This is a genomic window from Dokdonella ginsengisoli (genome assembly GCF_042652785.1).
GTDB lineage: Bacteria > Pseudomonadota > Gammaproteobacteria > Xanthomonadales > Rhodanobacteraceae > Dokdonella_A > Dokdonella_A ginsengisoli.
Genome location: NZ_JBHSHD010000002.1, coordinates 1 through 25,033, shown reverse-complemented (window position 1 = coordinate 25,033; position 25,033 = coordinate 1). Strand labels below are relative to the sequence as shown.

General features: G+C 70.3%; 27 protein-coding genes. 17 read left to right on the top strand and 10 right to left on the bottom strand.

Annotated elements, in window-relative coordinates; all coding sequences use genetic code 11:
• The first annotated feature begins 9 nt into the window (after positions 1-9).
• Positions 10-483, top strand: coding sequence for a hypothetical protein (locus ACFO6Q_RS00460; RefSeq protein WP_380018507.1), 474 nt, complete (start codon positions 10-12; stop codon positions 481-483).
• Here the strand turns inward: ACFO6Q_RS00460 and ACFO6Q_RS00455 are convergent.
• Entirely contained in the window at positions 480-2,720 is a 2,241-nt protein-coding gene (locus ACFO6Q_RS00455) for a hypothetical protein (protein ID WP_380018506.1), read from the bottom strand. The genes ACFO6Q_RS00460 and ACFO6Q_RS00455 overlap by 4 nt on opposite strands.
• Positions 2,721-2,751: 31 nt before the next feature.
• Positions 2,752-4,236, bottom strand: a complete 1,485-nt coding sequence (locus ACFO6Q_RS00450) for a RimK family protein (protein ID WP_380018505.1) — start codon at positions 4,234-4,236, stop codon at positions 2,752-2,754.
• A 253-nt stretch (positions 4,237-4,489) separates the two neighbouring features.
• On the opposite strand from ACFO6Q_RS00450, the gene ACFO6Q_RS00445 reads away from it, so the two are divergent.
• On the top strand, positions 4,490-4,915 hold the full coding sequence (locus ACFO6Q_RS00445; RefSeq protein WP_380018504.1) for a GNAT family N-acetyltransferase: 426 nt from the start codon (positions 4,490-4,492) through the stop codon (positions 4,913-4,915).
• Between the two features lie 31 nt (positions 4,916-4,946).
• Here ACFO6Q_RS00445 and ACFO6Q_RS00440 read toward each other — a convergent pair whose 3' ends face one another.
• Positions 4,947-5,252 (bottom strand): PepSY domain-containing protein, encoded by a 306-nt coding sequence (locus ACFO6Q_RS00440; protein ID WP_380018503.1) that lies wholly within the window; start codon positions 5,250-5,252, stop codon positions 4,947-4,949.
• A 74-nt stretch (positions 5,253-5,326) separates the two neighbouring features.
• Positions 5,327-6,013: a hypothetical protein gene (locus tag ACFO6Q_RS00435; protein WP_380018502.1), complete on the bottom strand. Its 687-nt coding sequence runs from the start codon at positions 6,011-6,013 to the stop codon at positions 5,327-5,329.
• Positions 6,014-6,060: 47 nt separating this feature from the next.
• Between ACFO6Q_RS00435 and lptM the strand changes: the two genes are divergently transcribed.
• From lptM to ACFO6Q_RS00385, 10 genes are all read left to right on the top strand, one after another.
• Entirely contained in the window at positions 6,061-6,204 is a 144-nt protein-coding gene (lptM, locus tag ACFO6Q_RS00430) for an LPS translocon maturation chaperone LptM (RefSeq protein ID WP_380018501.1), read from the top strand.
• Positions 6,205-6,212: 8 nt separating this feature from the next.
• Positions 6,213-7,043: a diaminopimelate epimerase gene (gene dapF, locus ACFO6Q_RS00425; protein ID WP_380018500.1), complete on the top strand. Its 831-nt coding sequence runs from the start codon at positions 6,213-6,215 to the stop codon at positions 7,041-7,043.
• Positions 7,044-7,090: 47 nt separating this feature from the next.
• The gene (locus tag ACFO6Q_RS00420; RefSeq protein WP_380018499.1) at positions 7,091-7,771 is read left to right on the top strand and encodes a DUF484 family protein; all 681 of its coding nucleotides are present in this window, start codon (positions 7,091-7,093) and stop codon (positions 7,769-7,771) included.
• A gap of 1 nt (position 7,772) precedes the next feature.
• Positions 7,773-8,681 carry a tyrosine recombinase XerC gene (locus ACFO6Q_RS00415; protein ID WP_380018498.1) on the top strand — a complete coding sequence of 303 codons (909 nt, stop codon included), beginning with the start codon at positions 7,773-7,775 and terminating at the stop codon, positions 8,679-8,681.
• A gap of 184 nt (positions 8,682-8,865) precedes the next feature.
• A complete protein-coding gene (gene hslV / locus ACFO6Q_RS00410; protein ID WP_380018497.1) occupies positions 8,866-9,399 on the top strand; it encodes an ATP-dependent protease subunit HslV in 534 nt (177 codons plus the stop codon).
• Between the two features lie 144 nt (positions 9,400-9,543).
• A complete protein-coding gene (gene hslU, locus ACFO6Q_RS00405) occupies positions 9,544-10,881 on the top strand; it encodes an ATP-dependent protease ATPase subunit HslU (protein WP_380018496.1) in 1,338 nt (445 codons plus the stop codon).
• 135 nt (positions 10,882-11,016) lie between these two features.
• The gene (locus tag ACFO6Q_RS00400) at positions 11,017-11,634 is read left to right on the top strand and encodes a hypothetical protein (protein ID WP_380018495.1); all 618 of its coding nucleotides are present in this window, start codon (positions 11,017-11,019) and stop codon (positions 11,632-11,634) included.
• A gap of 93 nt (positions 11,635-11,727) precedes the next feature.
• Positions 11,728-12,087, top strand: coding sequence for a gamma-butyrobetaine hydroxylase family protein (locus ACFO6Q_RS00395; RefSeq protein ID WP_380018494.1), 360 nt, complete (start codon positions 11,728-11,730; stop codon positions 12,085-12,087).
• 40 nt (positions 12,088-12,127) lie between these two features.
• Positions 12,128-12,877, top strand: coding sequence for a bifunctional demethylmenaquinone methyltransferase/2-methoxy-6-polyprenyl-1,4-benzoquinol methylase UbiE (gene ubiE / locus ACFO6Q_RS00390; RefSeq protein ID WP_380018493.1), 750 nt, complete (start codon positions 12,128-12,130; stop codon positions 12,875-12,877).
• A gap of 10 nt (positions 12,878-12,887) precedes the next feature.
• Positions 12,888-13,712, top strand: a complete 825-nt coding sequence (locus tag ACFO6Q_RS00385; RefSeq protein WP_380018492.1) for an aminoglycoside phosphotransferase family protein — start codon at positions 12,888-12,890, stop codon at positions 13,710-13,712.
• A 113-nt stretch (positions 13,713-13,825) separates the two neighbouring features.
• Here the strand turns inward: ACFO6Q_RS00385 and ACFO6Q_RS00380 are convergent, their stop codons facing one another.
• Positions 13,826-14,536, bottom strand: a complete 711-nt coding sequence (locus ACFO6Q_RS00380; RefSeq protein WP_380018491.1) for a LuxR family transcriptional regulator — start codon at positions 14,534-14,536, stop codon at positions 13,826-13,828.
• Positions 14,537-14,865: 329 nt separating this feature from the next.
• Here ACFO6Q_RS00380 and ACFO6Q_RS00375 point away from each other — a divergent pair, with 329 nt between their 5' ends.
• A complete protein-coding gene (locus tag ACFO6Q_RS00375) occupies positions 14,866-16,701 on the top strand; it encodes a M1 family metallopeptidase (RefSeq protein WP_380018490.1) in 1,836 nt (611 codons plus the stop codon).
• 51 nt (positions 16,702-16,752) lie between these two features.
• Here the strand turns inward: ACFO6Q_RS00375 and ACFO6Q_RS00370 are convergent, their stop codons facing one another.
• Both ACFO6Q_RS00370 and ACFO6Q_RS00365 read right to left on the bottom strand, forming a co-directional pair.
• Positions 16,753-17,505 carry a tetratricopeptide repeat protein gene (locus ACFO6Q_RS00370; protein ID WP_380018489.1) on the bottom strand — a complete coding sequence of 251 codons (753 nt, stop codon included), beginning with the start codon at positions 17,503-17,505 and terminating at the stop codon, positions 16,753-16,755.
• Positions 17,506-17,599: 94 nt separating this feature from the next.
• Positions 17,600-18,250: a DUF4097 family beta strand repeat-containing protein gene (locus ACFO6Q_RS00365; protein WP_380018488.1), complete on the bottom strand. Its 651-nt coding sequence runs from the start codon at positions 18,248-18,250 to the stop codon at positions 17,600-17,602.
• A gap of 129 nt (positions 18,251-18,379) precedes the next feature.
• Here ACFO6Q_RS00365 and gpmI point away from each other — a divergent pair, with 129 nt between their 5' ends.
• The 4 genes from gpmI (at position 18,380) to lepB (ending at position 23,240) form a co-directional block, all read left to right on the top strand.
• Complete coding sequence (gene gpmI, locus ACFO6Q_RS00360) at positions 18,380-19,906, top strand: 2,3-bisphosphoglycerate-independent phosphoglycerate mutase (protein WP_380018487.1); 1,527 nt, start codon at positions 18,380-18,382, stop codon at positions 19,904-19,906.
• Positions 19,906-21,081 carry a murein hydrolase activator EnvC family protein gene (locus tag ACFO6Q_RS00355; protein ID WP_380018486.1) on the top strand — a complete coding sequence of 392 codons (1,176 nt, stop codon included), beginning with the start codon at positions 19,906-19,908 and terminating at the stop codon, positions 21,079-21,081. Before gpmI ends, ACFO6Q_RS00355 begins: the two co-directional genes overlap by 1 nt.
• Before the next feature lie 94 nt (positions 21,082-21,175).
• Positions 21,176-22,549, top strand: coding sequence for a S41 family peptidase (locus ACFO6Q_RS00350; protein WP_380018485.1), 1,374 nt, complete (start codon positions 21,176-21,178; stop codon positions 22,547-22,549).
• Positions 22,550-22,568: 19 nt separating this feature from the next.
• Positions 22,569-23,240 carry a signal peptidase I gene (gene lepB / locus ACFO6Q_RS00345; protein WP_380018484.1) on the top strand — a complete coding sequence of 224 codons (672 nt, stop codon included), beginning with the start codon at positions 22,569-22,571 and terminating at the stop codon, positions 23,238-23,240.
• A 230-nt stretch (positions 23,241-23,470) separates the two neighbouring features.
• Here lepB and ACFO6Q_RS00340 read toward each other — a convergent pair whose 3' ends face one another.
• From ACFO6Q_RS00340 to ACFO6Q_RS00330, 3 genes are all read right to left on the bottom strand, one after another.
• Positions 23,471-23,800, bottom strand: coding sequence for a DUF1820 family protein (locus ACFO6Q_RS00340; RefSeq protein ID WP_380018483.1), 330 nt, complete (start codon positions 23,798-23,800; stop codon positions 23,471-23,473).
• Between the two features lie 110 nt (positions 23,801-23,910).
• On the bottom strand, positions 23,911-24,594 hold the full coding sequence (locus ACFO6Q_RS00335; RefSeq protein WP_380018482.1) for a rhomboid family intramembrane serine protease: 684 nt from the start codon (positions 24,592-24,594) through the stop codon (positions 23,911-23,913).
• 14 nt (positions 24,595-24,608) lie between these two features.
• Positions 24,609-25,033, bottom strand: a 425-nt coding sequence (locus tag ACFO6Q_RS00330) for a general secretion pathway protein GspB (protein ID WP_380018481.1), incomplete at its 5' end; no start/stop codon positions are given.

Below are 25,033 nucleotides of genomic sequence, written 5' to 3'. Positions count from 1 at the left end.
TTATGGCATGTGCGAATTGGGCCGCCGTTCGACAAGGGGGACGTCGCAGGCGCTGAGATCGGCTCGCTGCAAGGTTCGCCGGTCCTTCCACGGAGCATTCCGATGCTGCTTTCCCCGCTGACCCTGCCGGACCCCGTCACCCGGCGTCGCCGCGACGCAGCGGCGCCCGCGCGCGTTCCCGCCACGCCGCCGCCCCGCCGCGACGGCGAGGATTCGTTCGCCGGCACGCTCCTGCTCGGCTGGCTCGCCTTCGGACTCATCCTCGTGTTCTTCGTGCCGGCCGCGCGCGGCGGCGGGCTGCTCGGTGCGACACTGCCGTTCTGGCTGGTCGGCGCGCCTGTGCTGAATCTGCTCTGGTGGAAACGACACAGGTGGCTTGCCGTCGCTTGGCGCTGGCGGCATGCGCCGCTGCGGTGGAATGCGTCCGCGGTTCGTCTCGCGCCGGAACGGCGCAAGCAGGTGCCGGGACGCACCAGCGCCTAGCGGGCCGCGGCGGCTCCGGCCGGATCGAGGATTTCCCGCGCGACCGCCGAGAGATCGAGCAGGTAGTAGCGCCGGTCGTCCATCCGCCGCGCGCCCGGCAGGGCCTGCAGTTCCGCCGCGGCCACGGCGACGACCCGCGGCACTTCCTCGGAGCGGTTGGTGTTGGCCAGTTCGTCCGGCAGCGGCAGGATCAGGTACTGGATGCGCTGCGTGGCGAGGAAGCGCCGGAACACCGCCGTGTCGTCGAAGTATTCCGGCCGCGCGATGGCGATCTGCGGAATGGATTCGTAGCGCGCCGACAGCCAGTGGCCGGCCGACAGCGCCGTGCAGCCGACGACGCGCGGGCTGCCGGGCAGTTCCGCCAGGTAGTCGGCGATGCGCGCCATTCCGGTGGAATCGAAGGTCTGCCGCCGGCGCGCCGGCAGGTCCTGCCACGTCCGGTTCAGCCGGCCGTCGAAGACCCGCGTGCCGGCGTTCCAGCCGGCACTGGCGAACGAATAGCTCGCATGGAAGGCGACGAACGCGGGTAGGCAGGCGAGGGCGGCGACGAACAGGCGCGGCTGAGCTTCGAGTCGAACGAACGCGGCCGTCGCGGCGACCAGGATTCCCGGCACGACGGCGAACAGGAAGTAGTTGCCGTCGCTGCCGCGCACGCCCGTGCCGACGCCGAAGAACACGTAGACGCCGACGGCGATCAGCGCGAACAGCGGCAGCCGCGATAGCCCGACGCGCGGCGGCGCCGACCCGCCGCCGGCGAAGCGCGCGAGCACGGCGACCAGGGCGAGCCACAGCCACACGTTGCCGATCCAGGTGATGATCATGTGGCGCAGCTCGTGATGCGGCCGCAGCAACACGTCGAAAACGACGCCGGGTAACGCGTTCCATTGCACGGGATGCGCCCAGTGCAGCGTTCCGGCCGGTTCGCGGAGCTGCATGCCGAGCGCGCGCCACAGCGAAACCAGCGGGTCCGGGCCGATGGTCGGCAGGCCGGCCAGCAGCCAGGTCCGCGCGGTCACGAAGCCGGCGACGAGCAGGGTCGCGACGAGCGCGGCCGCCGCGGCGCCGGTGGCGTATCGCGAAGGCAGCTCGGCCGTCGCCGTCGGGCGCGCGCGCCAGGCGCCGATCAGCGTCGCCAGCACCAGCGCCCCGGCGTACGGAATCGCCGTCAGCTTGGCCAGGCAGGCGAGCCCGGCGCAGGCGAGCATCCACAGTCCTGCGGCCGCGTGGCGCTGCCGGATGAAATCCAGCGCCGCCAGCGCGGCCAGCAGCACGAACAGGGTCGAGATCACGTCGGGCTTCGGGCCGATCGCCGTGTTGGCCAGCGCCGGCAGGGTCACCACCAGCGCCAGCACCGGCCAGTGCGCGCGCGCCGGCACGGCGATGCGCCGCATCAGCGCCAGGCAGGCGAGCAGGAGCAGCGGCAGCAGCAGGATCGTCACGCCGTCGATGACGCTGAAGTCACGCAGGCGGCTGACCGGCAGCAGGTACGCCTCGTACAGCTTCGGGAAGTAGTAGACCGGCGAGACCAGGCCGAGCGGCTCGAACAGCGAATGCCCCGGATCGAGCACCTGCTCGGGGCGCAGGCCGTACCACAGGGGGTCGTATCCGATGACGACGTTGCTGCGCGCGAACAGGATCAGCAGCCACGCCGCGAGCAGGCCGCACCAGCGGCGCGTGTCGCGCTCCTGCCGGTGCAGGCGGCGCCAGGCGTACAACGTGAGCGGTGCGGTGCGGCCCAGGCAGGCCACGCCGGCGAGCAGCAGCGTCAGCCAGCGCAGCTGCACGATCGAGCCGAGGCCGAACGCGGACAGCGTCCACGCGGCGAGGCTCCAGGCGAGAAAGCCGAGCACGAAGGCCTGCAGGTAGTCCTCGCCGGTGCGCGCCGGTTCCAGCCGCAGCGCGCGCCGCGCCGCCATGCCGAGGCCGATCGTGATCTCCAGGTACGCCAGGTCGATCAGCAGCGGCACGTCGACGGCGTGGCGGCGCAGGTAGAACGCCGCCGGCAGCGCGACCAGGCCGAACCAGGGGAGGCGCCCGTCCCTGGCGAAGCCCGCGGCGAGCAGTGCGGCCAGCACCACGGCCTCGAGGCCGCCCTGCCAGAATCGGGGCGTCCGCACGTGCCAGTCGAACGGACCCGGCACGAGCAATTGGTGGATCGGCACGGCGACGAACGCGAGGACGCTCAGCAGCAGCGCCGCGAGGCAGACGTTCGTGCGCAGGCGGGAGGAGCGGATCATCGGGACGGCATCCGTGTCCATCGCCGCGTATTCAGCTGCGCAGGCCCAGCCGCTTGCGCTCCATGCGGCGCAGGAATTCGTCCATGATGCGGCGATACAGGTCCTCGCCGAGATAGGCGTCCTCGACGCCGGCGTCGATCGAGGGATTGTCGTTGACCTCGATCACCGCGGTGCGCTCGCCGGCCTGCTTGATGTCGACGCCGTAGAGCCCGTCGCCGATCGGCGCGGTCGCCTTCAGCGCGAGCTTGAGCACTTCGGCCGGAACGGCGCGTACCGGCATCGTCTCGAAGCCGCCGGACTTCGCCGTGCCCTTGGCGCCGTGGTTGTAGATCTGCCAGTGCCCGCGCGACATGAAGTACTTGCAGGCGTAGAGCGGCTCGCGATTGAGGATGCCGATGCGCCAGTCGAACTCGGTGAACATGAATTCCTGCGCGAGCACCAGCGCGGTGTGCTGGAACAGGTCGTCGGCGGCCTCCTTCAGGCGCTCGACGTTCTCGACCTTGACGATGCCGCGCGAGAACGAGCCGTCCGGGATCTTCAGCACGATCGGAAAACCCAGCACGTCCGGCAGCTCGGCCAGCTTCTTCGGCTCGTCGCGATAGAGGATCTCGGTGCGTGGCGTGGGCAGCTTGCGCGAGCGCAGCAGGTCGTGCAGGTAGATCTTGTTGGTGCACTTCAGGATCGAGCTCGGGTCGTCGATGACGACCATGTCCTCCTTCTCCGCCTTGTTGGCGAAGCGGTAGGTGTGGTTGTCGAGCGCGGTCGTCTCGCGGATGAACAGGCCGTCGTATTCGGCCAGCTTGGTGTAGTCGTTCTTGGTGATCGTGTCGACCTCGATGCCGAGCTCCGCGCCGGCCTCGACGAAGGCCTTCAGCGCGCGCTTGTTCGACGGCGGCATCGGATCGCCGGGGTCGGCCAGCATCGCCAGGTCGAAGCGGAACTTCTTGCGCGCGCGCGGCTTGCGCCACAGCTTCTTGGAGAACTTGTCCAGCGCCTGCGCGAACGCGTCCTCCTGCGGATCGGACAGCGTGTGCAGCCCGGTCGGCTTGATCGCGGCGATCTGCCAGACGCGCTCGCGCTCGAACTCGATGCGCAGGATCGGGCACGGGAACAGCTCGAACACCTGCCGCGCGATGTCCTCCAGGCTCTCCGAGGCGGTCTGGCCGAAGTAGACCAGCACGCCGAAGTCGGTGGTGTCGCGGCCGCCGTCGGGCAGGAACTTCGACAGCTTCTGGTTCAGGTCGTCGATGTCCAGGCCGTACACCGAGCGCCGGCGCAGGTCGTTGATCGTGCGCACCGACGGGATCACCTTGTGCCCGCGCGCCTCGGCCAGCAGCGAGACGTAGTAGCCGGTGCCCAGGTACTTGTAGCTGCGGCACAGGTTGATGACCTGCGTGCGTTCGTCGTCGGAGCCGATCGGCTCCTTCAGGTATTCCTGTGCGGTGACGACGTTGTCGGACGGGTAGTACGAGCCCCAGTCCGAGGCTTTCTCGACGACGATGACGAGCCGGCTCATGCGGAAAATTCGGCGGCGGGGTTGAAGGGGGCGCGCCGCTGCACGCGCTGTGCGGGAACGCTCTTGGCGAAGCGGCTGTGGGGCGGCTCGGGGCGCATGCAGGGGCGCGCAGTTTGACACAGCTGTCCGCGCGCGTGCAGTGCCGTTGCGGGCCTGCACCGGCTCGTCTAGGCTGCGCCCCGTGCCGGCGTCCGTCCTTCAGAATCGATCTCCCGCGACGGCGGACGAACTGCGCATCCGGCGTGCGGCGGACGTGGATCTCGCCGCCCTGGTCGCGCTGGAGAACGCCAGCTTCGCGGCCGACCGCATGAGCGCGCGGCAGTGGCGCCGGCACCTGGGCAGCGACAGCGCGCGGATTGTGGTCGCGGTGCGTGCGCGGCGGCTGGCCGGCGCGGCCGTGCTGTTCTTCCGCCTGCGCAGCCGCGTCGCGCGGCTGTACTCGATCGCGGTCGCCGCCGATGCGCGCGGCCAGGGCATCGGCGAGGCGCTGCTGGAGGCGGCCGAACGCACCGCGTCGCGCCGCGGCTGCGACCGCCTGCGCCTGGAGGTGCGCGTCGACAACGCCGGCGCACAGCGCCTGTACGAGCGTCGCGGCTACCGCCGCTTCGCCCGCCTAGCCGCCTACTACGAGGACGGCCACGACGCCTGGCGCTACGAGAAGCGCCTGAGCGCCGGATGAGAATCCGCGCGGTCAGGCGCCGTGCGACGCGTCAGTCGCGCTCGTTCTTCAGCACCTTGCCGGTCTTCGCGTCGATGTCCAGGTCCCACTCGGCGCCCTGCGCGTCGAGCACCTCGACTTCGTAGACGTAGCCGCGGCGATGATGCTCGACCTCGCCGCCGGGCTGCACGGTCCCGCCCGGGTGCTTGGCCAGCGCCGCGGCGTCGAGCTTGTCCTGCGGCAGCACCGCGCCGGATTTGACCAGCGCTTCCAGTTCCGCCGGCGGCACGTCCTTGGCGAAGGCGGCGGCGGAAACGGCGAGGCCTGCGCTCAGCACGATGAATGCGGATCGGTTCATGACGGCTCCTCGACGTGAGCGGGCAGGGGCGCCCGCGAGCCAAGGGTAGCCCAGGCAGCGCCGCAGGGCGCCGCTCAGCCGCCGAGCGACAGCTTGTCCCGCGTCGCCGCGTCGGCCGGCCTCGCCACCAGGCCGCCGGCCGCCGACAGCGTGACCGTGTAGCGGCCGCCGTCGACCAGCGGCAGGTACGCGGCGCTGCCGTAGTCCGCGTCGACCCACGGCAGCCAGCGCGGAAAGCGCTGCTTCAGGCGCCACAGGTCCAGCGGCTGCGCGGGCGTCAGCGCGACGACGCTGCGCGGCGCCTCCCGCTCCTGCGCGACGTCGCGGTAGCGGCCGCCGACGCGGTCGAGCTGGTACAGCGGCGGCGCGCCGAGCAGGACCGCACCGGAGCGCCACTTGATGACGCGTGCGTCCAGCTGCCAGTCGTCGCCCTGCAGCTCGACCTCGTGCCGCACGCCGTCGGCGGTGGTGAGCGCCACCGCGTACCGCTGCGGCGCAAGCTGGCGCGCATCGATCGTCGCGACCGTCGTTTCCGCGGTCAGGCGCCGGTAGCCGAGCAGGCTCGCGCCGCCGAACGCCGCCAGCAGCGCGGCGAGCAGGAATATCAGCGACCACAGCGCGCGGTGTGTGGCGGCGAAACGCCGGCGCTCGCGCCAGCGCCGCCGCATGCGCAGGGCCAGCGCGAAGGCGACGAGCGCGTTCACGGCGGCGATGCCGAACAGGACAGCCTGGAACGAGGCCAGCGACATGCCGGTTAGCATACCGGTCCGCCGCTATACTGCACGCAGGTTTCCGCAAGGCCCCTGCCATGTCCCGCCATCTCGTTCGCGCCGTTCCCTTCGTGCTGGTCGCGCTGCTGCTCGCCGGCTGCGGCAACAAGGGCGACCTGGTCAAGCCGACCCCGCCCGCTCCCGCGCCGGCACCGCCGGCCCAGGACGCCGGCCAGCACTGAAGCCCCGCGTGGCACTGCGCTTCAGCAAGATGCACGGCCTCGGCAACGATTTCGTCGTCGTCGATTGCCGCGCGCGGCCGTTCATACTCGACGCCGCGGCGATCCGCCGTCTGGGCGACCGCCATTTCGGCGTCGGCTTCGACCAGCTGCTGACCGTCGAGACCGCGCGCGACCCGGACTGCGCCTTCGCCTACGGCATCTGGAACACCGACGGTACGCCGTCGGGCCAGTGCGGCAACGGCCTGCGCTGCATCGCGCGCTGGCTCGCGCGCGACGGCGCGCTCGGCGAGGGCGCGACGCGGCTGGAGAGCCCGTCCGGGCCGGTCCAGGTCGAACTGCTCGCCGACGGCCACGTGCGCGCCGACATGGGCGAGCCGCGGTTCGCGCCGGAACGCATTCCGTTCCTCGCCGAGGAAGAAGCCGATCGCTACGCCGTCGACGTGGTCGGCCGCGACGTGGAGATCGGCGCCGTGTCGATGGGCAATCCGCACGCCGTCGTTGAGGTGAGCGACGCGGCCGCGGCACCGGTCGCGGTGCTCGGGCCGCAGATCGAGCATTCGCCGTCGTTTCCGCAGGGCTGCAACGTCGGCTTCGCGCAGATCGTCGCGCGCGACGCGATCCGCCTGCGCGTGTGGGAACGCGGCGTCGGCGAGACGCTGGCCTGCGGCAGCGGCGCCTGCGCCGCGGTGGCGGTGCTGCGGCGCCGCGGCCTGGTCGACGCCGACGTGCGCGTCGGCCTGCCCGGCGGCGAGCTGCGCGTGCGCTGGGAAGGGCCCGGCCACCCGCTGTGGATGAGCGGTCCGGCGAGCTTCGTGTTCGAGGGTGAGTACGACGTCTAGGCCGGTTCGGGCCGACGCCATTGCATACGGGACACTGCGAGGAAACCATGAGCGAACTCAGCATCAGGGAAGGTCTGGACGCGATGGAAGTCGCGAGCTATCTGCGTCGCCATCCGGAATTCCTGCGCGAATTTCCAGACCTGGCGATGGCACTGGTACTGCCGCGCGAGCAGGGTTCGGCGGCCTCGCTGGCGAGCTACCAGCTGGAAGTGCTGCGCGACAAGAACCGCGAGCTGAACCGGCGCCTGCAGGAGCTGATCGAGATCGCGCACGAGAACGAGGCGCTGATGGTCCGCGTGCACACGCTGACCCTGGCGCTGATGCGCGCGAAGACGCTGCCGGAGACGGCGAGCGCGATCGTCGCCGCGCTGACCGAGGACTTCCACACCGATCTGGTGCGCCTGGTGCTGTTCCGCGCCGATCCGGACCTGCCGGCGGCCGAATGGCTGCTGACCGAACCGGCCGGCGCGTCCGCCCTGCCGGCGTTCACCGAGTTCTTCCGCCGCGCCGAGCCGCTGTGCGGCCGCGTGCAGCAGGACAAGCTCGACGCGCTGTTCGGCGACAAGGCCGGCGAGGTCCGCTCGACCGTCCTGCTGCCGGTGCACTCGATGGGGCTGCTGGCGATCGGCAGTTACGACGAGAACCGCTTCCATCCCGGCATGGGCACGGTGTTCCTCAAGCTCATCGCCGAGGCAGTGGCGACCGCGCTGGCGCGCTTCGGGAGCTGACGTGGGCGAGGCGCTCGCCGCACGCGTCGACGGCTTTCTCGCCTACCTGCGCGACGAAAGGCGCTACTCGCCGAGCACGATCGAGCACTACGCGGTGGGCCTGGCGCGACTGGCCGGCTACGCGCAGGAGCGCGGCATCGCGCGCTGGCGCGACCTGAAGGCCGACCAGGTGCAGTCGCTGCTCGCGCAGGAGCACCGCCAGCGCGGCTACTCGCCCTCGACGCTGCGCGGCCTCGCCTCGGCCTGGCGCAGCTTCTTCCGCTACCTCGCCCGCGAAGGCGAGGTGAGCACCAATCCCGCGCTCGGCCTGCGCGCGCCGAAGCTGCGCCGCAAGCTGCCCGAGGTGCTCGACGCCGACGAGATGGCACAGCTGGTCGAAGTGCCCGGCGACGATCCCGAAGCCGTGCGCGATCGCGCCCTGCTGGAGCTGCTCTACTCGAGCGGGCTGCGCGTGGCCGAGCTGTGCGGCGTGCGCTGGCGCGACTTCGACGCCGACGGCGCGATGCTGCGCGTGACCGGCAAGGGCTCCAAGACGCGGCTGGTGCCGGTCGGCACCAAGGCGCGCGAAGCGCTTGCCGCGCTGCGCGAACAGGACCGCTGCGGCGACGAGGACCCGCTCGTGCGCGGTGCGCGCGGCCGCCCGCTGACGCCCAACGGCGTGCGTGCGCGCCTGAAGCGGCGCGCACAGGAACAGGGCGTGTGGAAGCGCGTCTATCCGCATCTCATGCGTCATTCCTGCGCCAGTCACCTGCTGGAATCCTCCGGCGACCTGCGCGCCGTGCAGGAACTGCTCGGCCACGCCGACATCGGCACCACGCAGATCTACACGCATCTGGATTTCCAGCACCTGGCCAGGGTCTACGACGCGGCGCACCCGCGGGCGCGGCGCAAGGCCGGGGCGGGGGAATAGCTCGAAGGCACGGGAAAGCAGTTTTCTCGCACAGGCGCAGAGAGCGCAGAGGAAAAAAGCCGTTTCGCTTTTCCTTTCTCCGCGTTCTCCGCGTCTCTGCGAGAAATCCTTCTTCCCCCCGCCCCCGTCTTGCAAACCCGCGGCGCGATCCCTACCTCGTTGTCCTCGAAGCACAGAGCCGATCATGGAAAGTTTTCACGCCACCACCATCGTTTCCGTCCGCCGCGGCGACCAGGTCGTCATCGGCGGCGACGGCCAGGTCACGCTCGGCAACACCGTGATGAAGGCGAACGCGCGCAAGATCCGGCGCCTGGGCAAGGGCGACGTGCTGGCCGGCTTCGCCGGAGCCACCGCCGACGCGTTCACGCTGTTCGAGCTGTTCGAGCAGAAGCTCGAAAAGCACGGCGCCAACCTGACCCGCGCCGCGGTCGAGCTGGCCAAGGACTGGCGCACCGATCGCCGCCTCGGCCGCCTCGAGGCGATGCTCGCGGTCGCCGACAAGTCGACCTCGCTGCTGATTTCCGGCAACGGCGACGTGCTCGAGCCGGAGCAGGGCATCATCGCGATCGGTTCCGGCGGCCCGTTCGCGCTGGCCGCGGCGAAGGCGCTGTTCGAGAACACCGAGATGGAACCGCGCGCGATCGTCGAGAAGGCGTTGAACATCGCCGGCGACATCTGCATCTACACCAACCACAACATCACGATCGAAGAGCTGTAGCCTTCGCCGTCAATTCCCGCGCGAGCGGGAATCCATCGTGGTCTTGCGCGTCGCGAAGAAATGGATTCCCGCTTGCGCGGGAATGACGAGCAGGCGATGTTGCGTCGAATCTCCAATCCCGAATCCTGAATCCCGGCTCCACTCATGTCCGAACTCACTCCCCGCGAAATCGTCAACGAACTCGACCGCTACATCATCGGCCAGAAGGCGGCCAAGCGCGCGGTCGCGATCGCGCTGCGCAACCGCTGGCGGCGCATGCAGCTCGATGCGTCCCTGCGCGACGAGGTGACGCCGAAGAATATCCTGATGATCGGCCCGACCGGCGTCGGCAAGACCGAGATCGCGCGCCGTCTCGCCGCGCTGGCGAACGCGCCGTTCATCAAGGTCGAGGCGACCAAGTTCACCGAGGTCGGCTACGTCGGCAAGGACGTTGAGCAGATCGTGCGCGATCTGGCCGACGCCGCGGTCAAGATGGCGCGCGAACAGGCCAAGACGCGCGTGCGCTCTCAGGCCGAGGACCGCGCCGAGGACCGCATCCTCGACGCGCTGCTGCCGCGCCGCCAGGGCGTGGGCTTCGCCAACGAGCCGCAGACGGTCGACACGCGCGAGGCCGAGACACGCCAGAAGCTGCGCAAGCAGCTGCGCGAAGGCGCGCTGGACGAGCGCGAGATCGAGCTCGATTTCGCGATGAACGTGGGCGTGGAGATCATGGCCCCGCCGGGCATGGAGGAAATGACCAGCCAGCTGCGCGGCATGTTCCAGTCGCTGGCCGGCCAGAAGACCCAGTCGCGCAAACTGCCGATCGCGCAGGCGCGCCCGATGCTGATCGAGGAGGAAGCCGGCAAGCTCGTCAACGACGAGGAGATCAAGCGCCAGGCGATCGCCAGCTGCGAGCAGAACGGCATCGTCTTCATCGACGAGATCGACAAGATCGCGCAGCGCGGCGAATGGAGCGGCGCGGGCGTTTCGCGCGAGGGCGTGCAGCGCGACCTGCTGCCGCTGGTCGAGGGTTCGGCGGTGTCGACCAAGTACGGCATCGTCAAGACCGACCACATCCTGTTCATCGCCTCGGGCGCGTTCTCGCTGGCCAAGCCGTCGGACCTCGTGCCCGAGCTGCAGGGCCGCTTCCCGATCCGCGTCGAGCTTTCCGCGCTCACCGCCGAGGATTTCGAGCGCATCCTGTCCGAGCCGCATCACGCGCTGACCAAGCAGTACACGGCCCTGCTCGGCACCGAAGGGGTCACGCTGGAATTCACCGCCGACGGCGTCACGCGCCTCGCGCAGATCGCGTTCCAGGTCAACGAGCGCACCGAGAACATCGGCGCGCGCCGGCTGCACACCGTGCTCGAACGCCTGCTCGACGAGATCTCCTACGAGGCTTCGGACAAGGGCGGCCAGCACTATCGGATCGACGCGGCCTACGTCGACGGACATCTGGGCGGGCTGGTCAAGGACGAGGATCTGTCGCGGTACATTCTTTGAGAGCAGGGCTGAGGGCGGAGGGCCGAGGGCTGAAAGAGCGGGGTCTCGGCCTGGCAGGCTTTTCGGCCCTCAGCCCTCAGCCCTCAGTGCCCACACCGACTTGCACCTCCCGCCCCGCTGCCCGACCATATCGCCATGACCACCGTCGTCCCGTTCAAAGCCCGCGGCGTCCGCGCCGATCTTCGCGAAGCGCTGGAGCAGCGCATCCCGATGCGCATCCAGCGCGAGCGGCTGCAGCCGGGCGTGATCCACGGCTACGTCGTCGGCCTGTCGCGCGATTTCTGCCTGGTCGCCGAAGTCGGCGATGCGATGCGCTTCGACGGCTACATCGCGCTCGCGGTGGCCGACATCAGCGCGCTCGAAGTGGATCCCTCGCGCGAATTCGTCGGCAAGGCGCTGGCGCTGCGTGGCGAGCAGCTGGTGGTTCCGGCGGACTTCCGCCTCGACGACTGGACCACGATCGCGCAGTCCGCGGCGGCCGTGGCGCCGCTGATCTCGGTCAACATGATCGAGGACGACGAGGGCGAGATCAGCTACGTCGGCCAGCTGTCCACGGTGGAGCGCGATGCGCTCGTGCTGCGCGAGCTCGACCCGAACGCCCAGTGGTATCCCGATACCGGCGCGTACGAACTCGAGGCGATCGGGTCGATCGGTTTCGGCAGCGGGTATCTCGACGCGCTGTGGCAGGTGGCCGGTTCGCCCGGCGATCCGCCGCTGGCGGCGCGCAAGCCGCAGACCGATAGCGTGCATTGACCGGCGCCGTAGCGATGGACGCCGCATGAGTGCGGAACCGGCGTCATGCCCGCGGACGCGGGCATCCATTGAATGCGGCGCGACGGACGACCGATGAGCTCCCCGATTCCGACCGGCATCACCCTGCACCGCGCCTCGCACGCGCTCGAAGTCGCGTTCGACAGCGGCGAGACGTTCCGCCTGCCGGCCGAATACCTGCGCGTGAACTCGCCCAGCGCCGAAGTGCAGGGGCATGGTCCGGGGCAGAAGGTGCTCGTTTCCGGCAAGGCGCAGGTTAATATCAATGCGGTCGAGCCGGTCGGCAGCTACGCGGTGCTGCTGCGGTTCGACGACGGCCACGCCAGCGGCATCTATTCCTGGGACGTGCTCTACGCGCTCGGGCGCGACCAGGCGCGCAACTGGCAGGCCTATCTCGACGAGCTGGCGGCTCGCGGCGCCTCGCGCCAGCCCTGAGTCCGGCGCGCAGCGGCGCGCTTGCGGTAGCATGCGCGCCATGAGCGAATCGCAAACCACCCATTTCGGCTATCGCGACGTGCCCGAGGCCGACAAGGCCCGCCTCGTCGGCGAGGTGTTCACTTCGGTCGCGCGCAAGTACGACGTCATGAACGACCTGATGTCGTTCGGCGTGCATCGGCTGTGGAAGCGCTACTTCGTCGCCACCAGCGGCGTGCGCGCGGGCGATCGCGTGCTCGATCTGGCCGGCGGCACCGGCGACATCGCCGCGCTGCTGCTGCCGAAGGTCGGCGAACGCGGCAGCGTCGTGGTCGGCGACATCAACCGCGACATGCTGCGCGTCGGACGCGACCGCCTGCTCGACCGCGGTTTCGCGCGCGGCCTGGACTGGTCGCAGATGGACGCCGAGGCGCTGCCGTTCCCGGATCGCAGTTTCGACTGCGTGACGATGGCTTTCGGTTTGCGCAACGTCACGCACAAGGAGCGCGCGCTGGCGGAAATCCATCGCGTGCTGAAGATCGGCGGCCGCGCGCTGGTGCTGGAGTTCTCCGCCGTGCGGGCCGAGTTCCTCAAGCCCCTGTACGATTTCCATTCCTTCCAGGTGCTGCCGCGCATCGGCCGCCTGATCGCCGGCGACGAGTCGAGCTATCGCTATCTGGCCGAGTCGATCCGCAAGCATCCGGACCAGGAAACGCTGAAGGCGATGATGGAGGCGGCCGGCCTCGAGCGCGTGGACGTGCGCAACCTCTCCGCCGGCATCGTCGCGATCCATCGCGGCTACCGCGTCTGAATCCTCGCGGATGACTCGCGCGACCGGGTCCTCGATCTTCGACGACTGGCTGCTGCGCTGGAACCTGCGCGTCGACGGCGAGCCGATCTCGACCCACTGCAGCGACCTGTTGCCGGTGCGCTTCGGCGCCGAGCCGGCGATGCTGAAGATCGCGCGCGAGCCCGATACGCGCTGGGCCTGGCTGCTGATGGAATACTGGGGCGGCGAAGGCGCCGCGCGCGTGTTCGCGCACGACGGCGATGCGTTGCTGCTCGAGCGCGCCATGGGCACGCGCTCGCTGGCGCGGATGACCTATGACGGCCGCGACGACGAGGCGATCGGCATCCTCTGCGCGGCCGCCGCGCGCCTGCATGCGCCGCGGCCGCGGCCATTGCCGGACCAGCTGCTGCCGCTGCGCGAATGGTTCGCGCCGCTCGCGCCGGCGGCCCGCGCGCACGGTGGCATCCTCGCGCGCGCCGATGCGGTCGCAAGCGAGCTGTTCGCCCGTCCGCGTGAGCCGGTGACCCTGCACGGCGACCTGCACCACGAAAACGTGCTCGACGGCACCGAACGTGGCTGGCTGGCGATCGACCCGATGCGCCTGTACGGCGAGCGCGGCTTCGACTTCGTCAACCTGATGCGCAATCCGGACCCGCACGAGGACATCGGCCTGAAGCGGGAACGGTTCGCGCGCCGCGTCGACCTCATCGTCGAGGCCGCCGGCATCGAGCGCGAGCGGCTGCTGCAGTGGACGCTCGCCTTCGCCGGCCTGTCCGCCGCCTGGATCCTCGGTGACGGCGACGAACCCGCCGCGGACTTCGCGGTTGCGGGGATGGCGCTGGCGGAGCTCGGATAGATCGGCAAGGCACGTCCGCGCCTGCAGAGCTGAAAGCCGGGGCAAGCGAGACGACCATCTCTTCGCCGTCGAAAGGGTGGTCCGCTGAATGGCGAGACTTCTTTCGACGTTCCCTACAGCGAAATCATCTGCAGCGCGATCGCGCGCGCCGCGGCCTGGCGGCGGCCGAACACGCCGAACTTGCGTGCGGCGTTCTCCAGGTGAAACACGACCGTGCGTTCGGAGATGCCCAGCACCTGGCTGATCTCCCAGCCGGTCTTGCCGCCGGCGGTCCAGCGCAGGCATTCGCGTTCGCGCTCGGTGAGGCGGACGTGGTCGTTTTCGACGGCGCTGGCCAGGCGATGCCCGGCCTCGTGCACGTAGGTGGCGAACAGCTGGGCGTCGGCGAGGCGGCGCATCGCGGTGCGCGGCGGCGCCTTCGAGCTGGCCAGCGCGAGCACGCCCCACTGGCAGCCGAAGCCGTGCACCGGCACGGTGATGCCGTAGCGCAGGCCGATGTCGGCGGCGTCGCGGAAGAACACCGGGCAGCACAGGTCTTCCTCGTCGCTGACGTTCTCGACGTGCCAGATCAGCGGCCGCAGGTGGCGCCGGCAGTGCGCGAAGACCGGATCGGCGGCGCCGTGGCCGTGCTTGAAATGGTCGGCGTACCACGTCGGCGGCAGCGAGCCGCACAGGTACGGGACCTCGGCGCTGCCGGCCGGCATCATCGCGTAGACCCACGCGTCGTAGCCGAGCCGGCGCGCGCATTCGCTGCCGCTGCGATGGAGCTGCTCGTGCGAATCGCACACGAGCAGGGCCTGCATGAGTTCAAGAGTCGATGCCATGGCTGTGCGCAACGTTCGGCTCTGCGCGCCCGCCGCGCGCCGCCGTACCTTGAAGCGGCTTGCGTGATTCGGGCGTGAAAATCCGTGATTTCGGGAGACTTTCACGAGCGAAAGTCGGTGTGCGGGAATCCTGCCGCGCCGCCCGTGCGGCAATCCGAGGCGGTCGTCGTCGTTTGCGCCACGCATCGCAAACAAGTGTGGCCGCGGACGGCGGCGCCGGCGTGGCGCGCTCGCCGCGGCGGTCTGCGCGTCGTCTTCGTTTCGGCGACAATGGGGGTTGCGCCGCGCGCTCGCGCCGCTTTCCCCGTCCGCATCCACGAGGAGTTCCCGTGTCCTGCCTGCGTTTCGCTTCCTTTTCGGTCCTGGTCCTGGCGGCCGCGACCGCGCACGCCGCCGATCCCCACAGCTACGCGAACGTCGACGCCGTGCGCGTGCGCAAGCTCGACCTCGACCTCGGCGTCGACTTCAAGCGCCACGAACTGTCCGGCAGCGCCGAGCTCGATCTCGACTGGAAGGATCCGGCCGCGCGCACGCTGGTGCTCGACACGCGCGACCTGAAGATCGAGCGCGTCGAGGCGCTCGGCGCCGACGGCGTGGCGCATGCCGCGCGCTACACGCTCGACAAGCGCGATCCGGTGCTCGGTTCCGCGCTGCGCATCGCGCTGGACGCGCAGGCGCCGAAGGTGCGCGTGCGCTACCGCAGCGCGCCGACCGCGTCGGGCCTGCAGTGGATGACGCCGGCGCAGACGGCGGGCAAGAAGCATCCGTTCATGTACTCGCAGTCGCAATCGATCCACGCGCGCAGCTGGGTGCCGCTGCAGGACACGCCAGGGGTGCGCTTCACCTACACCGCGCACGTGACCGCGCCGAAGGAGCTGCGCGCGGTGATGAGCGCGAACAACGATACCCGGCACGCGCTCGACGGCGACTACCGCTTCACGATGGACCAGCCGATCCCGTCGTACCTGCTGGCGATCGCGGTCGGCGACCTCGACGTGCGCGAGACCGGCCCGCGCAGCGCGGTCTACGCCGAGCCGTCGGTGGTCGAGGCGGCGGCGAAGGAGTTCGCCGACACCGAGAAGATGATCGAGACGACCGAAAAGATGTACGGACCGTACCGCTGGGAGCGCTACGACATCCTCGTGCTGCCGCCGAGCTTCCCGTTCGGCGGCATGGAGAACCCGCGCCTGACCTTCGCCACGCCGACCGTCATCGTCGGCGACAAGAGCCTGGTCTCGCTGGTTGCGCACGAGCTGGCGCATTCGTGGTCCGGCAACCTCGTCACCAACGCGACGTGGAAGCACATGTGGCTCAACGAGGGCTTCACCACCTACGTGGAGAACCGCATCGTCGAGGCGGTCTACGGCCAGGCGCTGGCCGACGAGGAATTCATCACTGCCTCCGACGCGCTGCGCCGCGAGATGAAGGAGACGCCGCCGGCGCAGCAGCGCCTGGTGTCCGACGCCGAGGATGCCGACGACGCCGCGTCGAGCTACGCCTACGTCAAGGGCGCCTGGCTGCTGCGCACGCTGGAGGCGCGCTTCGGCCGCGTCGCGTTCGACGACTACCTGCGCGGCTACTTCGACCACTTCGCGTTCCAGAGCATCACCACCGAGCAGATGCTCGACTGGCTCAAGCCGAACCTGATCGACAAGTACCCGGGCAAGATGAGCCTGGACGAGGTCAAGCGCTGGATCTACGAGCCGGGCGTGCCGGACGACGCGCCGGTGCCGGCCTCGCCGCGCCTGGCCGCGATCGCCGCCGCGCGCGCGGAGTGGGTGGCCGGCAAGCGCGCCGCCGCCGATCTCGGCGCCAAGGACTGGAACACGCACGAGTGGATGTACTTCCTCGACGGCCTGCCGGAGAAGCTCACGCACGAGCAGCTCGCCGCGCTCGACGCTGCCTGGCATCTGAACGGCGCACCGAACGCCGAGATCGCGCGCCGCTGGTACCTCGCCGCGATCGCCGCCGACTACGCGCCGGCGCGCGAGGAAATGGGCAAGTACATGACGCGCATCGGCCGCCGCTATCTGGTCGTGCCGCTGTACGAGGAACTGGTCAAGACGCCGGACGGCAAGGCGTTCGCCAGGCAGGTGTACGCCAAGGCCAAGCCGGGCTATCACCCGATGACGCAGGCCAGCATCGAGAAGGCGCTGAAGAAGTGAGTCGCGCCGCCTGCCGCGCCGGATCGGCGCGGCAGGCGGCCGGAACCGGGCTCAGGTGCGGCCGAGTTCGGACAGTTCGCGCCGGGCCGCGTCGAGCCAGTCCTGTTCCTTGCGGCGGTAGTAGCGCGGTGCGGCCTTGGCGCGCCTGAGCATGTCCTGGAACACGCTCTGGGCCTCGTCGGCGCGCGCGCGCTTCTTCAGCAGGCTGCCGTAGCGGAAGCGCGCCTCTTCGCCCGGGTAGCTGCGCGCGAGCGTTTCGTATTCGTGCAGCGCGGCATCGTGTTCGCCGAGCTCTTCCAGGCAGCGGGCGTAGAGCAGATGGCCGTCGGTCGAGCGGAACTGCGGATTGGCCTGGATCAGCGCGTCGAGCGTGGCCCGCGCGGCGGCGAAATCGTTCTTTCCGGCCTGTGCCTGCGCGAGCCCGAGCATGAACATCGGGTCGGTCGCGTACAGTCCCTTGAGAATCGAGGAGTACAGCTCCGCCGCGTTCGCGTAGTCGCCCGTCCGCAGGCATTCCTCGGCCAGCGCGCGGCGGTTGTCGACGGTGTCGGCAAGCTCCAGGCGTTCCTGGATGCGACGGCGCTGGCGCGCCGGGTCCAGGGTGGCGAGCACCTGCTTGGCGGCCTTGCGGCTGCGCGGGTCGTTGCGCAGGTCCGGCAACACCGCGACCAGCACGTAGATCGCCACGGCGAGGTAGGAGCCGATCAGCAGCAGCCAGATCCAGTACAGCGGACGGCCGCTGCGCACGACGTGGATCGCGCACAGGATCTGCAGCGCGAGCGAGACAACGATCAGGATGGGCATGGGGTCGTCGGCTGGGGCGGACGGCCCATCCTGCGTGCTCGCCGTTTCCCAGGCAAGCGCCGCCCGGTGCGGACGGCGCCATCCTGCCCTGGCCTTACGGCTGTTCGCCGGGGAACTTCTGCGCCGTCGCGCCCTTGATCGTGCCGACGCTGGCGCTGTCGCTGACGAACAGCTCCACCTCGCGTTCGAAGTCGAGCGTGCCCTGCACCGTGGCGCGCGGTCCGATCACGATGCGCGGCTTGCTCGAGCGGCCCCAGGACCAGCCGCTGGGCTTCTTCACGACGATGCCGCCCTCGACGCGCGAGTCGGCGCCGATCTCGATGTCGCCGCCGACCGTCTCGATGCCGCCGCCGATGTGCGCGGCGTCGAGCGAGATGCGGCCGTTGACGGTTTCGGCATGACCGCCGACGTCGGCGCTCTTGTCGAGCCGGATGCCGCCGTTGACGGTGGTGACGGCGCCGCGGACCTGGGCCGAGTCGTCCAGACTGATGCCGCCGTTGACCGTCTCGACGGACTCGGCGCGCGCCTGCGCACCGAGCCGCACGCCGCCGTTGACCGTGCTGACCTTGCCGGCGCTGCCGGCGGCGTCGATGCGGATGCCGCCGTTGACCGTGGTCAGGTCGCCGGCCTGTTCGCCGTTCTTGATCTGGATTGAGCCGTTGATCTTGTCGACGTCGCCTTGCGCGAGGGTGGTTCCGGCACAGGGCAGAACCAGCAGGGCGATGGCGAGCGGGAGGTGCTTCATGCGGAATCTCCGGTGGCGTTGGGTACGGGCTTGGATGCGCCGCGTACCGCGAGGGTTTAGCGGCGATTGCGGCAGCGCCGGAAGCGTTCGGCTAGGATGCGCCATTTCGCGAGTTCCGGAAATCCAGGCGTGACCAGACCCAAACCGATCCTGCTGCTGATCCTCGATGGCTGGGGCCACCGCGACGAGGCCGCGCACAACGCGATCGCGCAGGCGCGCGCGCCGAACTGGCGGCGACTGTTGGCCGAATGCCCGCACACGCTGGTCGACACGCACGGGCAATTCGTCGGCCTGCCGGACGGGCAGATGGGCAATTCCGAAGTCGGCCACATGAACATCGGCTCGGGACGCATCGTCTACCAGGATCTGACGCGCATCGACGCGGCGATCGCCGACGGCTCGTTCTACGACAACGCCGCGCTGGTCGGCGCCTGCGCGGCAGCGCGGCGCGGCGGCGGCACGCTGCACGTGCTCGGGCTGGTCAGCCCGGGCGGCGTGCACAGCCACGAGCGGCACATCCACGCACTGCTCGATCTGGCCGCGCGGCACGGCGTCGGCCGCGTCGCGGTGCACGCGTTCCTCGACGGCCGCGACACGCCGCCGCGCAGCGCCGAGCCGAGCCTGCGCGCGCTGGCGGACCAGTGCGCCGCGCTCGGCAATGCGAGGATCGCGACGGTCAGCGGCCGCTACTACGCGATGGATCGCGACCATCGCTGGGACCGGGTGAAGCTCGCCTACGACGCGATCGCACAGGCGCAGGCGCCATTCCACGCCGGCGACGCGATCGCCGCGCTGCACGACGCCTACGCGCGTGGCGAGAACGACGAATTCGTCAAGCCGACCGTGATCGACGGCGGCGCGAAGGTCGCCGACGGCGACGCGATCGTGTTCATGAACTTCCGCGCCGACCGCGCGCGCGAACTGTCGCACGCGTTCGTCGAGCCGGGCTTCTCCGGCTTCGAGCGCCGCGCGGCCGCGCTGTCGGCCTTCGTCACGCTGACCGAGTACGAGCAGGGCCTCGCCGCGACGGCGATCGCGTATCCGCCGCAATCCATGCACGACACGCTCGGCGAGTATCTGGCCTCGCTCGGCCTGACCCAGCTGCGCATCGCCGAAACCGAGAAGTATGCGCACGTGACGTTCTTCTTCTCCGGCGGCCGCGAGGCGCCGTTCGCCGGCGAGGAGCGCATCCTGGTGCCGAGCCCGAAGGTGGCGACCTACGACCTGCAGCCGGAGATGAGCTGTCCCGAGCTGACCGACCGGCTGGTCGAGGCGATCGGATCGAAGCGGTTCGATTTCATCGTCTGCAACATCGCCAACCCGGACATGGTCGGCCATACCGGCATCGAGGCCGCGGCGATCGCGGCCGTCGAGGCGGTCGACGTCGCGCTCGGCCGCCTCGACGAGGCGATCCGTGCGGCCGGCGGCGAGATGCTGATCAGCGCCGATCACGGCAACCTGGAACAGATGCTCGACGAGAACGGCGTGCCGCACACGCAGCACACGGTCGGTCCGGTGCCGCTGGTCTACGTCGGCCGCCGCGCGACGCTGCATCGCGGCGCGCTGCGCGATCTGGCGCCGACCGTGCTCGCGCTGATGGGCCTGCCGCAGCCGGCCGAGATGAGCGGACGCAGCCTGGTCGAGTTCGCCTCCTGATGCGTGGCCTTCTGCTCGCGCTGGCGCTGCTCGCGTCGGTTGCGGCGCAGGCGCAGGCGCAGGAACCGGACCAGGCGCAGCGCGCCGCACAGGAACGTGCCGTCCAGGAGCGCGACGCCAAGCAGAAGCTCGACGCCGTGCGCGCCGAGATCCGCGCCTTGACCGAGCAGCAGCGCGCGACCACCGGCGAGCGCAACGAGGCGGTGCGCGCGCTGCGCGAGAAGGAGCTGGCCGTGGCCGCGGTGGCGAAGGACGTGCACGCCCTGGACGGTCGCATCGCCGCGCAGCAGGGCGAGCTGACGCAGCTCGACGGGCGGCGCGCCGATCTGGAAAAGGCGCTGGAGTCGCAGCGCGAGGCGCTCGCCGCCCTGCTGCGCTCGGCCTACGCGCTGGGCAACCACGAGGAACTCAAGCTGCTGCTGCAGCAGGACGACGTCGCCGCGATCTCGCGCGTGCTCGCCTACCACCGCTACTTCCAGGGCGCGCAGGTCGAGCAGATCGACCGCCTGCGCGGCGACCTGCGCGAACTGGCCGACGTGCAGACCTCGATCGAGACCGCTACCACCGAACTCGGCCGCTCGCGCGGCGCGCGCGCGACGGAAGGCGAGAAGCTGGAGGCCGAACGGGCCGACCACGAGCGGCTCGTCGCCGAGATCGACACCAAACTGAAGGACCAGGGCGCGCGCATCGCCGCGCTCGGCAAGGACGAGGCCGCGCTCGCCGACCTGCTCGAGAAATTGCGCGACGTGTTCGCCGACATCCCCAAGCAGCTCGCCGGCGCCGAGCCGTTCGCGTCGATGCGCGGCCGGCTCGCCTGGCCCGTGCAGGGCAAGGTGGTGGCCGCGTTCGGGGCCGCCGACGATTCCGGCCGCCGCAGCAGCGGCGTGCTGATCGCGGCGGCCACCGGTACCGCGGTGCGCGCTGTCTCGCACGGGCGCGTCGCCTTCGCAGACTGGCTGCGCGGCTACGGCCTGATGGTCATCGTCGACCACGGCGACGGCTACATGAGCCTGTACGGCGGCAACGAAACCCTGCTCAAGGACGTCGGCGACTGGGTCGACGCCGGCACCACGATCGCCAGCAGCGGCGCCAGCGGCGGCCAGAAGACGTCCGGGGTCTACTTCGAGCTGCGCGTCAAGGGCCAGGCGGTCGATCCGCGCGGCTGGCTGCGCTGAGCGCGGCGGGCTTGCAATCGGCACGTGCGCAGCCATAACGGACGCTGCACGCCGTCCGCATTACACTGGCCCGCAGTCCACCGAGGTGTGTTCGATGTCCCCGCGTCTTCCGCTCGCCCTCCTGTTCGCCCTGGCCGCCGCGCCGGCACTCGCCGCGCAAGCCCCGCCCGCCGCCGCGCCGGCGGACGTCGACGATCCCGCGGACGCGCCGGCGCCGGCCGCCGCCGCGAAGCCCGCCGCGGCGAAGAAGGCCGTCGACCTGCAGGACATCCGCGCGTTCACCGCCGTCTACAACCTGGTCAAGCAAGCCTACGTCGAGGACGTCGACGATCATCGCCTGATGCAGCAGGCGATCCGCGGCCTGCTCGCCGGGCTCGATCCGCACAGCGAGTACCTCGACAAGGAGCAGATCGACAATCTCACCGAGGACACCACCGGCAGCTACGACGGCCTCGGCATCGAGGTGCTGCAGGTCGAGGGCACGCTGCGCGTGGTCGCGCCGATCGACGATTCGCCGGCCGAGCGCGCCGGCATCAAGGCCGGCGACACGATCGTGCAGATCGACGGCAAGCCGGTGCAGTCCGACGATCTCGACGGCGCGATCGCGCGCCTGCGCGGCAAGCCCGGCACCGAGATCACGCTCAACGTGCTGCACGAGAAGCAGAACACGCCGGTCGACATCACGCTCAAGCGCGAGGCGATCAAGGTCGCCAGCGTGCGCAGCCGCCTGCTCGAGCCCGGCTACGCGTACCTGCGCGTGAGCCAGTTCCAGGCCGATACCGGCGCGCAGCTGCGCAAGCGCATCGAGCGCGTGCAGGCCGACAACAAGGCGCCGCTGCGCGGCGCGATCCTCGACCTGCGCAGCAATCCGGGCGGCCTGTTGACGGCGGCGGTCGAGGTCAGCGACGAGTTCCTCGACGAGGGCGTCATCGTGACGACCAAGGGCCGCCTCAAGGAATCCGACCTCAGCTTCCGCGCCACGCCGGGCGACCTGCTCAAGGGCGCTCCGCTGGTCGTGCTGGTCGACAACGGCACCGCCTCGGCCGCCGAGATCGTCGCCGGCGCGCTGAAGGACAACCATCGCGCCCTGCTGATGGGGCGGCGCACCTTCGGCAAGGGCTCGGTGCAGACCGTGCTGCCGCTGGACGCCGAGCACGCGGTCAAGCTCACTACGGCGCGCTACTACACGCCGAACGGCGTCTCGATCCAGGCCGCCGGCATCCAGCCGGACATCGCCCTGGCCGACCTCGCCCTGAGCCAGCGCGACAGCGCCTCGCCGGCGATCGGCGAGCGCGACCTGCGCAATCACCTCAAGGGCGCCGACGAGAGCGCCAATCCAGTCGTCACGCCGCCCGCGGCGGAACGCGACGTCGAGAAGGATTACGCTCTGAATGAGGCGCTAAACGCGCTGAAGGCGCTGGCCTTGCGCGGCAAATCCGCGCCGGCGCCGGCGAACAGGAACGGCTGAGGCCGAAGCGGAGATCGTGATGAGGAACTGGCTGCACGACAACCGGCATTTCGTGGCGATCCTGCTGCTGTTCGGCTTCGTGCGTACGGCGATCGCAGACTGGAATCCGGTGCCGACCGGCTCGATGCGGCCGACGATCCTCGAGGGCGACGTCGTCTTCGTGAACCGGCTCGCCTACGACCTCAAGCTGCCGCTGACCGACCGCATCCTGGCTCCGCTCGGCGAGCCGCGCCGCGGCGACATCGTCACGTTCTCCTCGCCCAAGGACGGCACGCGCCTGATCAAGCGCATCGCCGCGGTACCGGGCGACACGATCCAGATGCGCGGCAACCGTCTGTTCGTCGACGGCGCCGCGATCGACTACGCGCTGCTGGGCGAAGTCGAGGAACGGCTCGACGCTCGTCACGTCGCGCGCGCCGAGCGCGCGCTCGAGCGTTTCGGCAGCGATGCGCACACGGTGCAGTGGCTGCGCGGCGCCGCGTCGCGCTCGAGCTTCGGTCCGCTGACGGTTCCGCCCGGCCAGTACCTGATGCTCGGCGACAATCGCGACGACAGCGAGGACTCGCGCTACTTCGGCCTGGTCCCGCGCGAACGCCTGATCGGCCGCGCCGAGCGCATCCTCGTCTCGGCCGACATCAAGGACCACTGGCAGCTGCGCCTGGACCGCTTCGGCAAGCGCTTCGACGACTAGAATGTCTTCGGTTTCTCCTGGCGGTGCGAGGCGAGCACGACTTCACCTCTCCCGCTTGCGGGAGAGGTCGCGCCGTAGGCGCGGGTGAGGGAAATCGGAGCGACGCCTTACGCTCCGCCTTCCCTCATCCGGTGCTCCGCACCACCTTCTCCCGCGCGCGGGAGAAGGGAAAGCCGCGACGCGCCAACGCGGTGCTGATGAAGAAATTCCTCGGCGGCTGAGCGAGGCGGTCAGCTCGTCTTCGGCGGCGCAATCGGGAACGGCATGATCTTGTCGCCGCTGGCCGCGTCGCGGATCGCCGGCGCGCCGCGCCTGACGACCTCCTCCACGCGCAGGATGGTCTGGATCGGCAGGTGCACGATCCTGGTGTCCTTGAACTCGTCGCGCAGGCGTTCCTCGGTCGGATCGACGACCAGGCCCTCGCCCGGCGGATCGAACACCAGATCGCCGATCTCGGTGAAGCCCCACAGCGCGCTCGACGCGACGTGCCGCGCGTAGAGTTCGATGCTCTTGCCCTGCGAGAGGAAGGTGACCTTGTAGAGGCGGGGGGATTTGGGCATCTGGAGCCGGGATTGGGGATTGGGGATTCGGCAAAGCCGTCATCGCGTTTCGACGGAGATTACCTCAGCCTTTCCCAATCCCGAATCTCCAATCCCCAATCCCGGCCCCTTCAATTCCTCAGCCGCCGCGCCACCGCCGGCTTGGACAGCAGCGCCAGCACCACGCCGATGGCGAAGCCGGAGACGTGGGTCCACCACGCGACCGCGCCGAAGGCCGGGCCGACGTAGGTGAACAGCAGCTGCAGCATGGCCCAGAAGCCGATCAGCAGCGGCGCCGGGATGCGCACGAACTCGAGGAAGATGCCCAGCGGCAGCACCAGGCCCAGGCGCGCGCGCGGGAACAGCGCGAGATAGGCACCGACCACCGCCGAGACCGCGCCGCTGGAACCGATGATCGGCGCGCTGGTGCCGGCCAGGGTGAACGCGCCGACCAGGTTGGCCAGCGCGCCGCCGATGACGAACATCGCCAGGAACCGCGCCGAGCCGAGCGCGCGTTCGGCCGAGACGCCGAACACGACGAGGAACAGCATGTTGCCGGTCAGGTGCAGCCAGTCGGCGTGGATGAAGATCGCGGTGACCAGCCGCGCCGCACGCAGCTCGGTGAGCTGCTGCAGCCACGGCGCGTTGGCGTCGAGCAGGGTCGACGGCACCGTGCCCCAGCGCGCCAGCACGGCCAGCCGCTGCACGCTCGGCATCGAGGCCAGCCACAGGAACACCACCACGCAGGCGGCGACGATCAGCAGGGTCGCCCACGGCGGCCGCGGCTTGCGCCGGCTCGGCAGGTGGACGAACACCCGCGCGCCCCGCCTCAGCGCCCGTCGCGCGGATAGATGAAGCGCTGGCCCTTGAACTCCAGCACCATGCCGTCGGCACGGATCTCCTTCAGCGTGACGCCGTCGCCCAGCTCGTCGCCCTCGACGTGGCGCTCGCCCTTGATCACGACGAAGCGGTCGGCCGGCGCGCTGGCGTAGACGTGCATCGTCAGCGCCAGTTCCGGCAGATCCTTGCGCGTGGCGTAGGGCAGGTCCCACACCGAAGGCAGGGCCGGCTGCGCCGGCGCCGGACGCGTGGCCGCGGGCGGCTGGGCGGGGGCGACGGTCGCGTTCGGCGTCGCCGGCTTGCCCTCGGCGGACGGCTTGGCCGGGGCCGGCGGCGTCGCGGCAGGTGGCTTGGTCGATGCGGCCGGCGGCGCCGCGGCGGGGCCGGCCGGCGTCTTCGGCGCTGCCGTGGCGG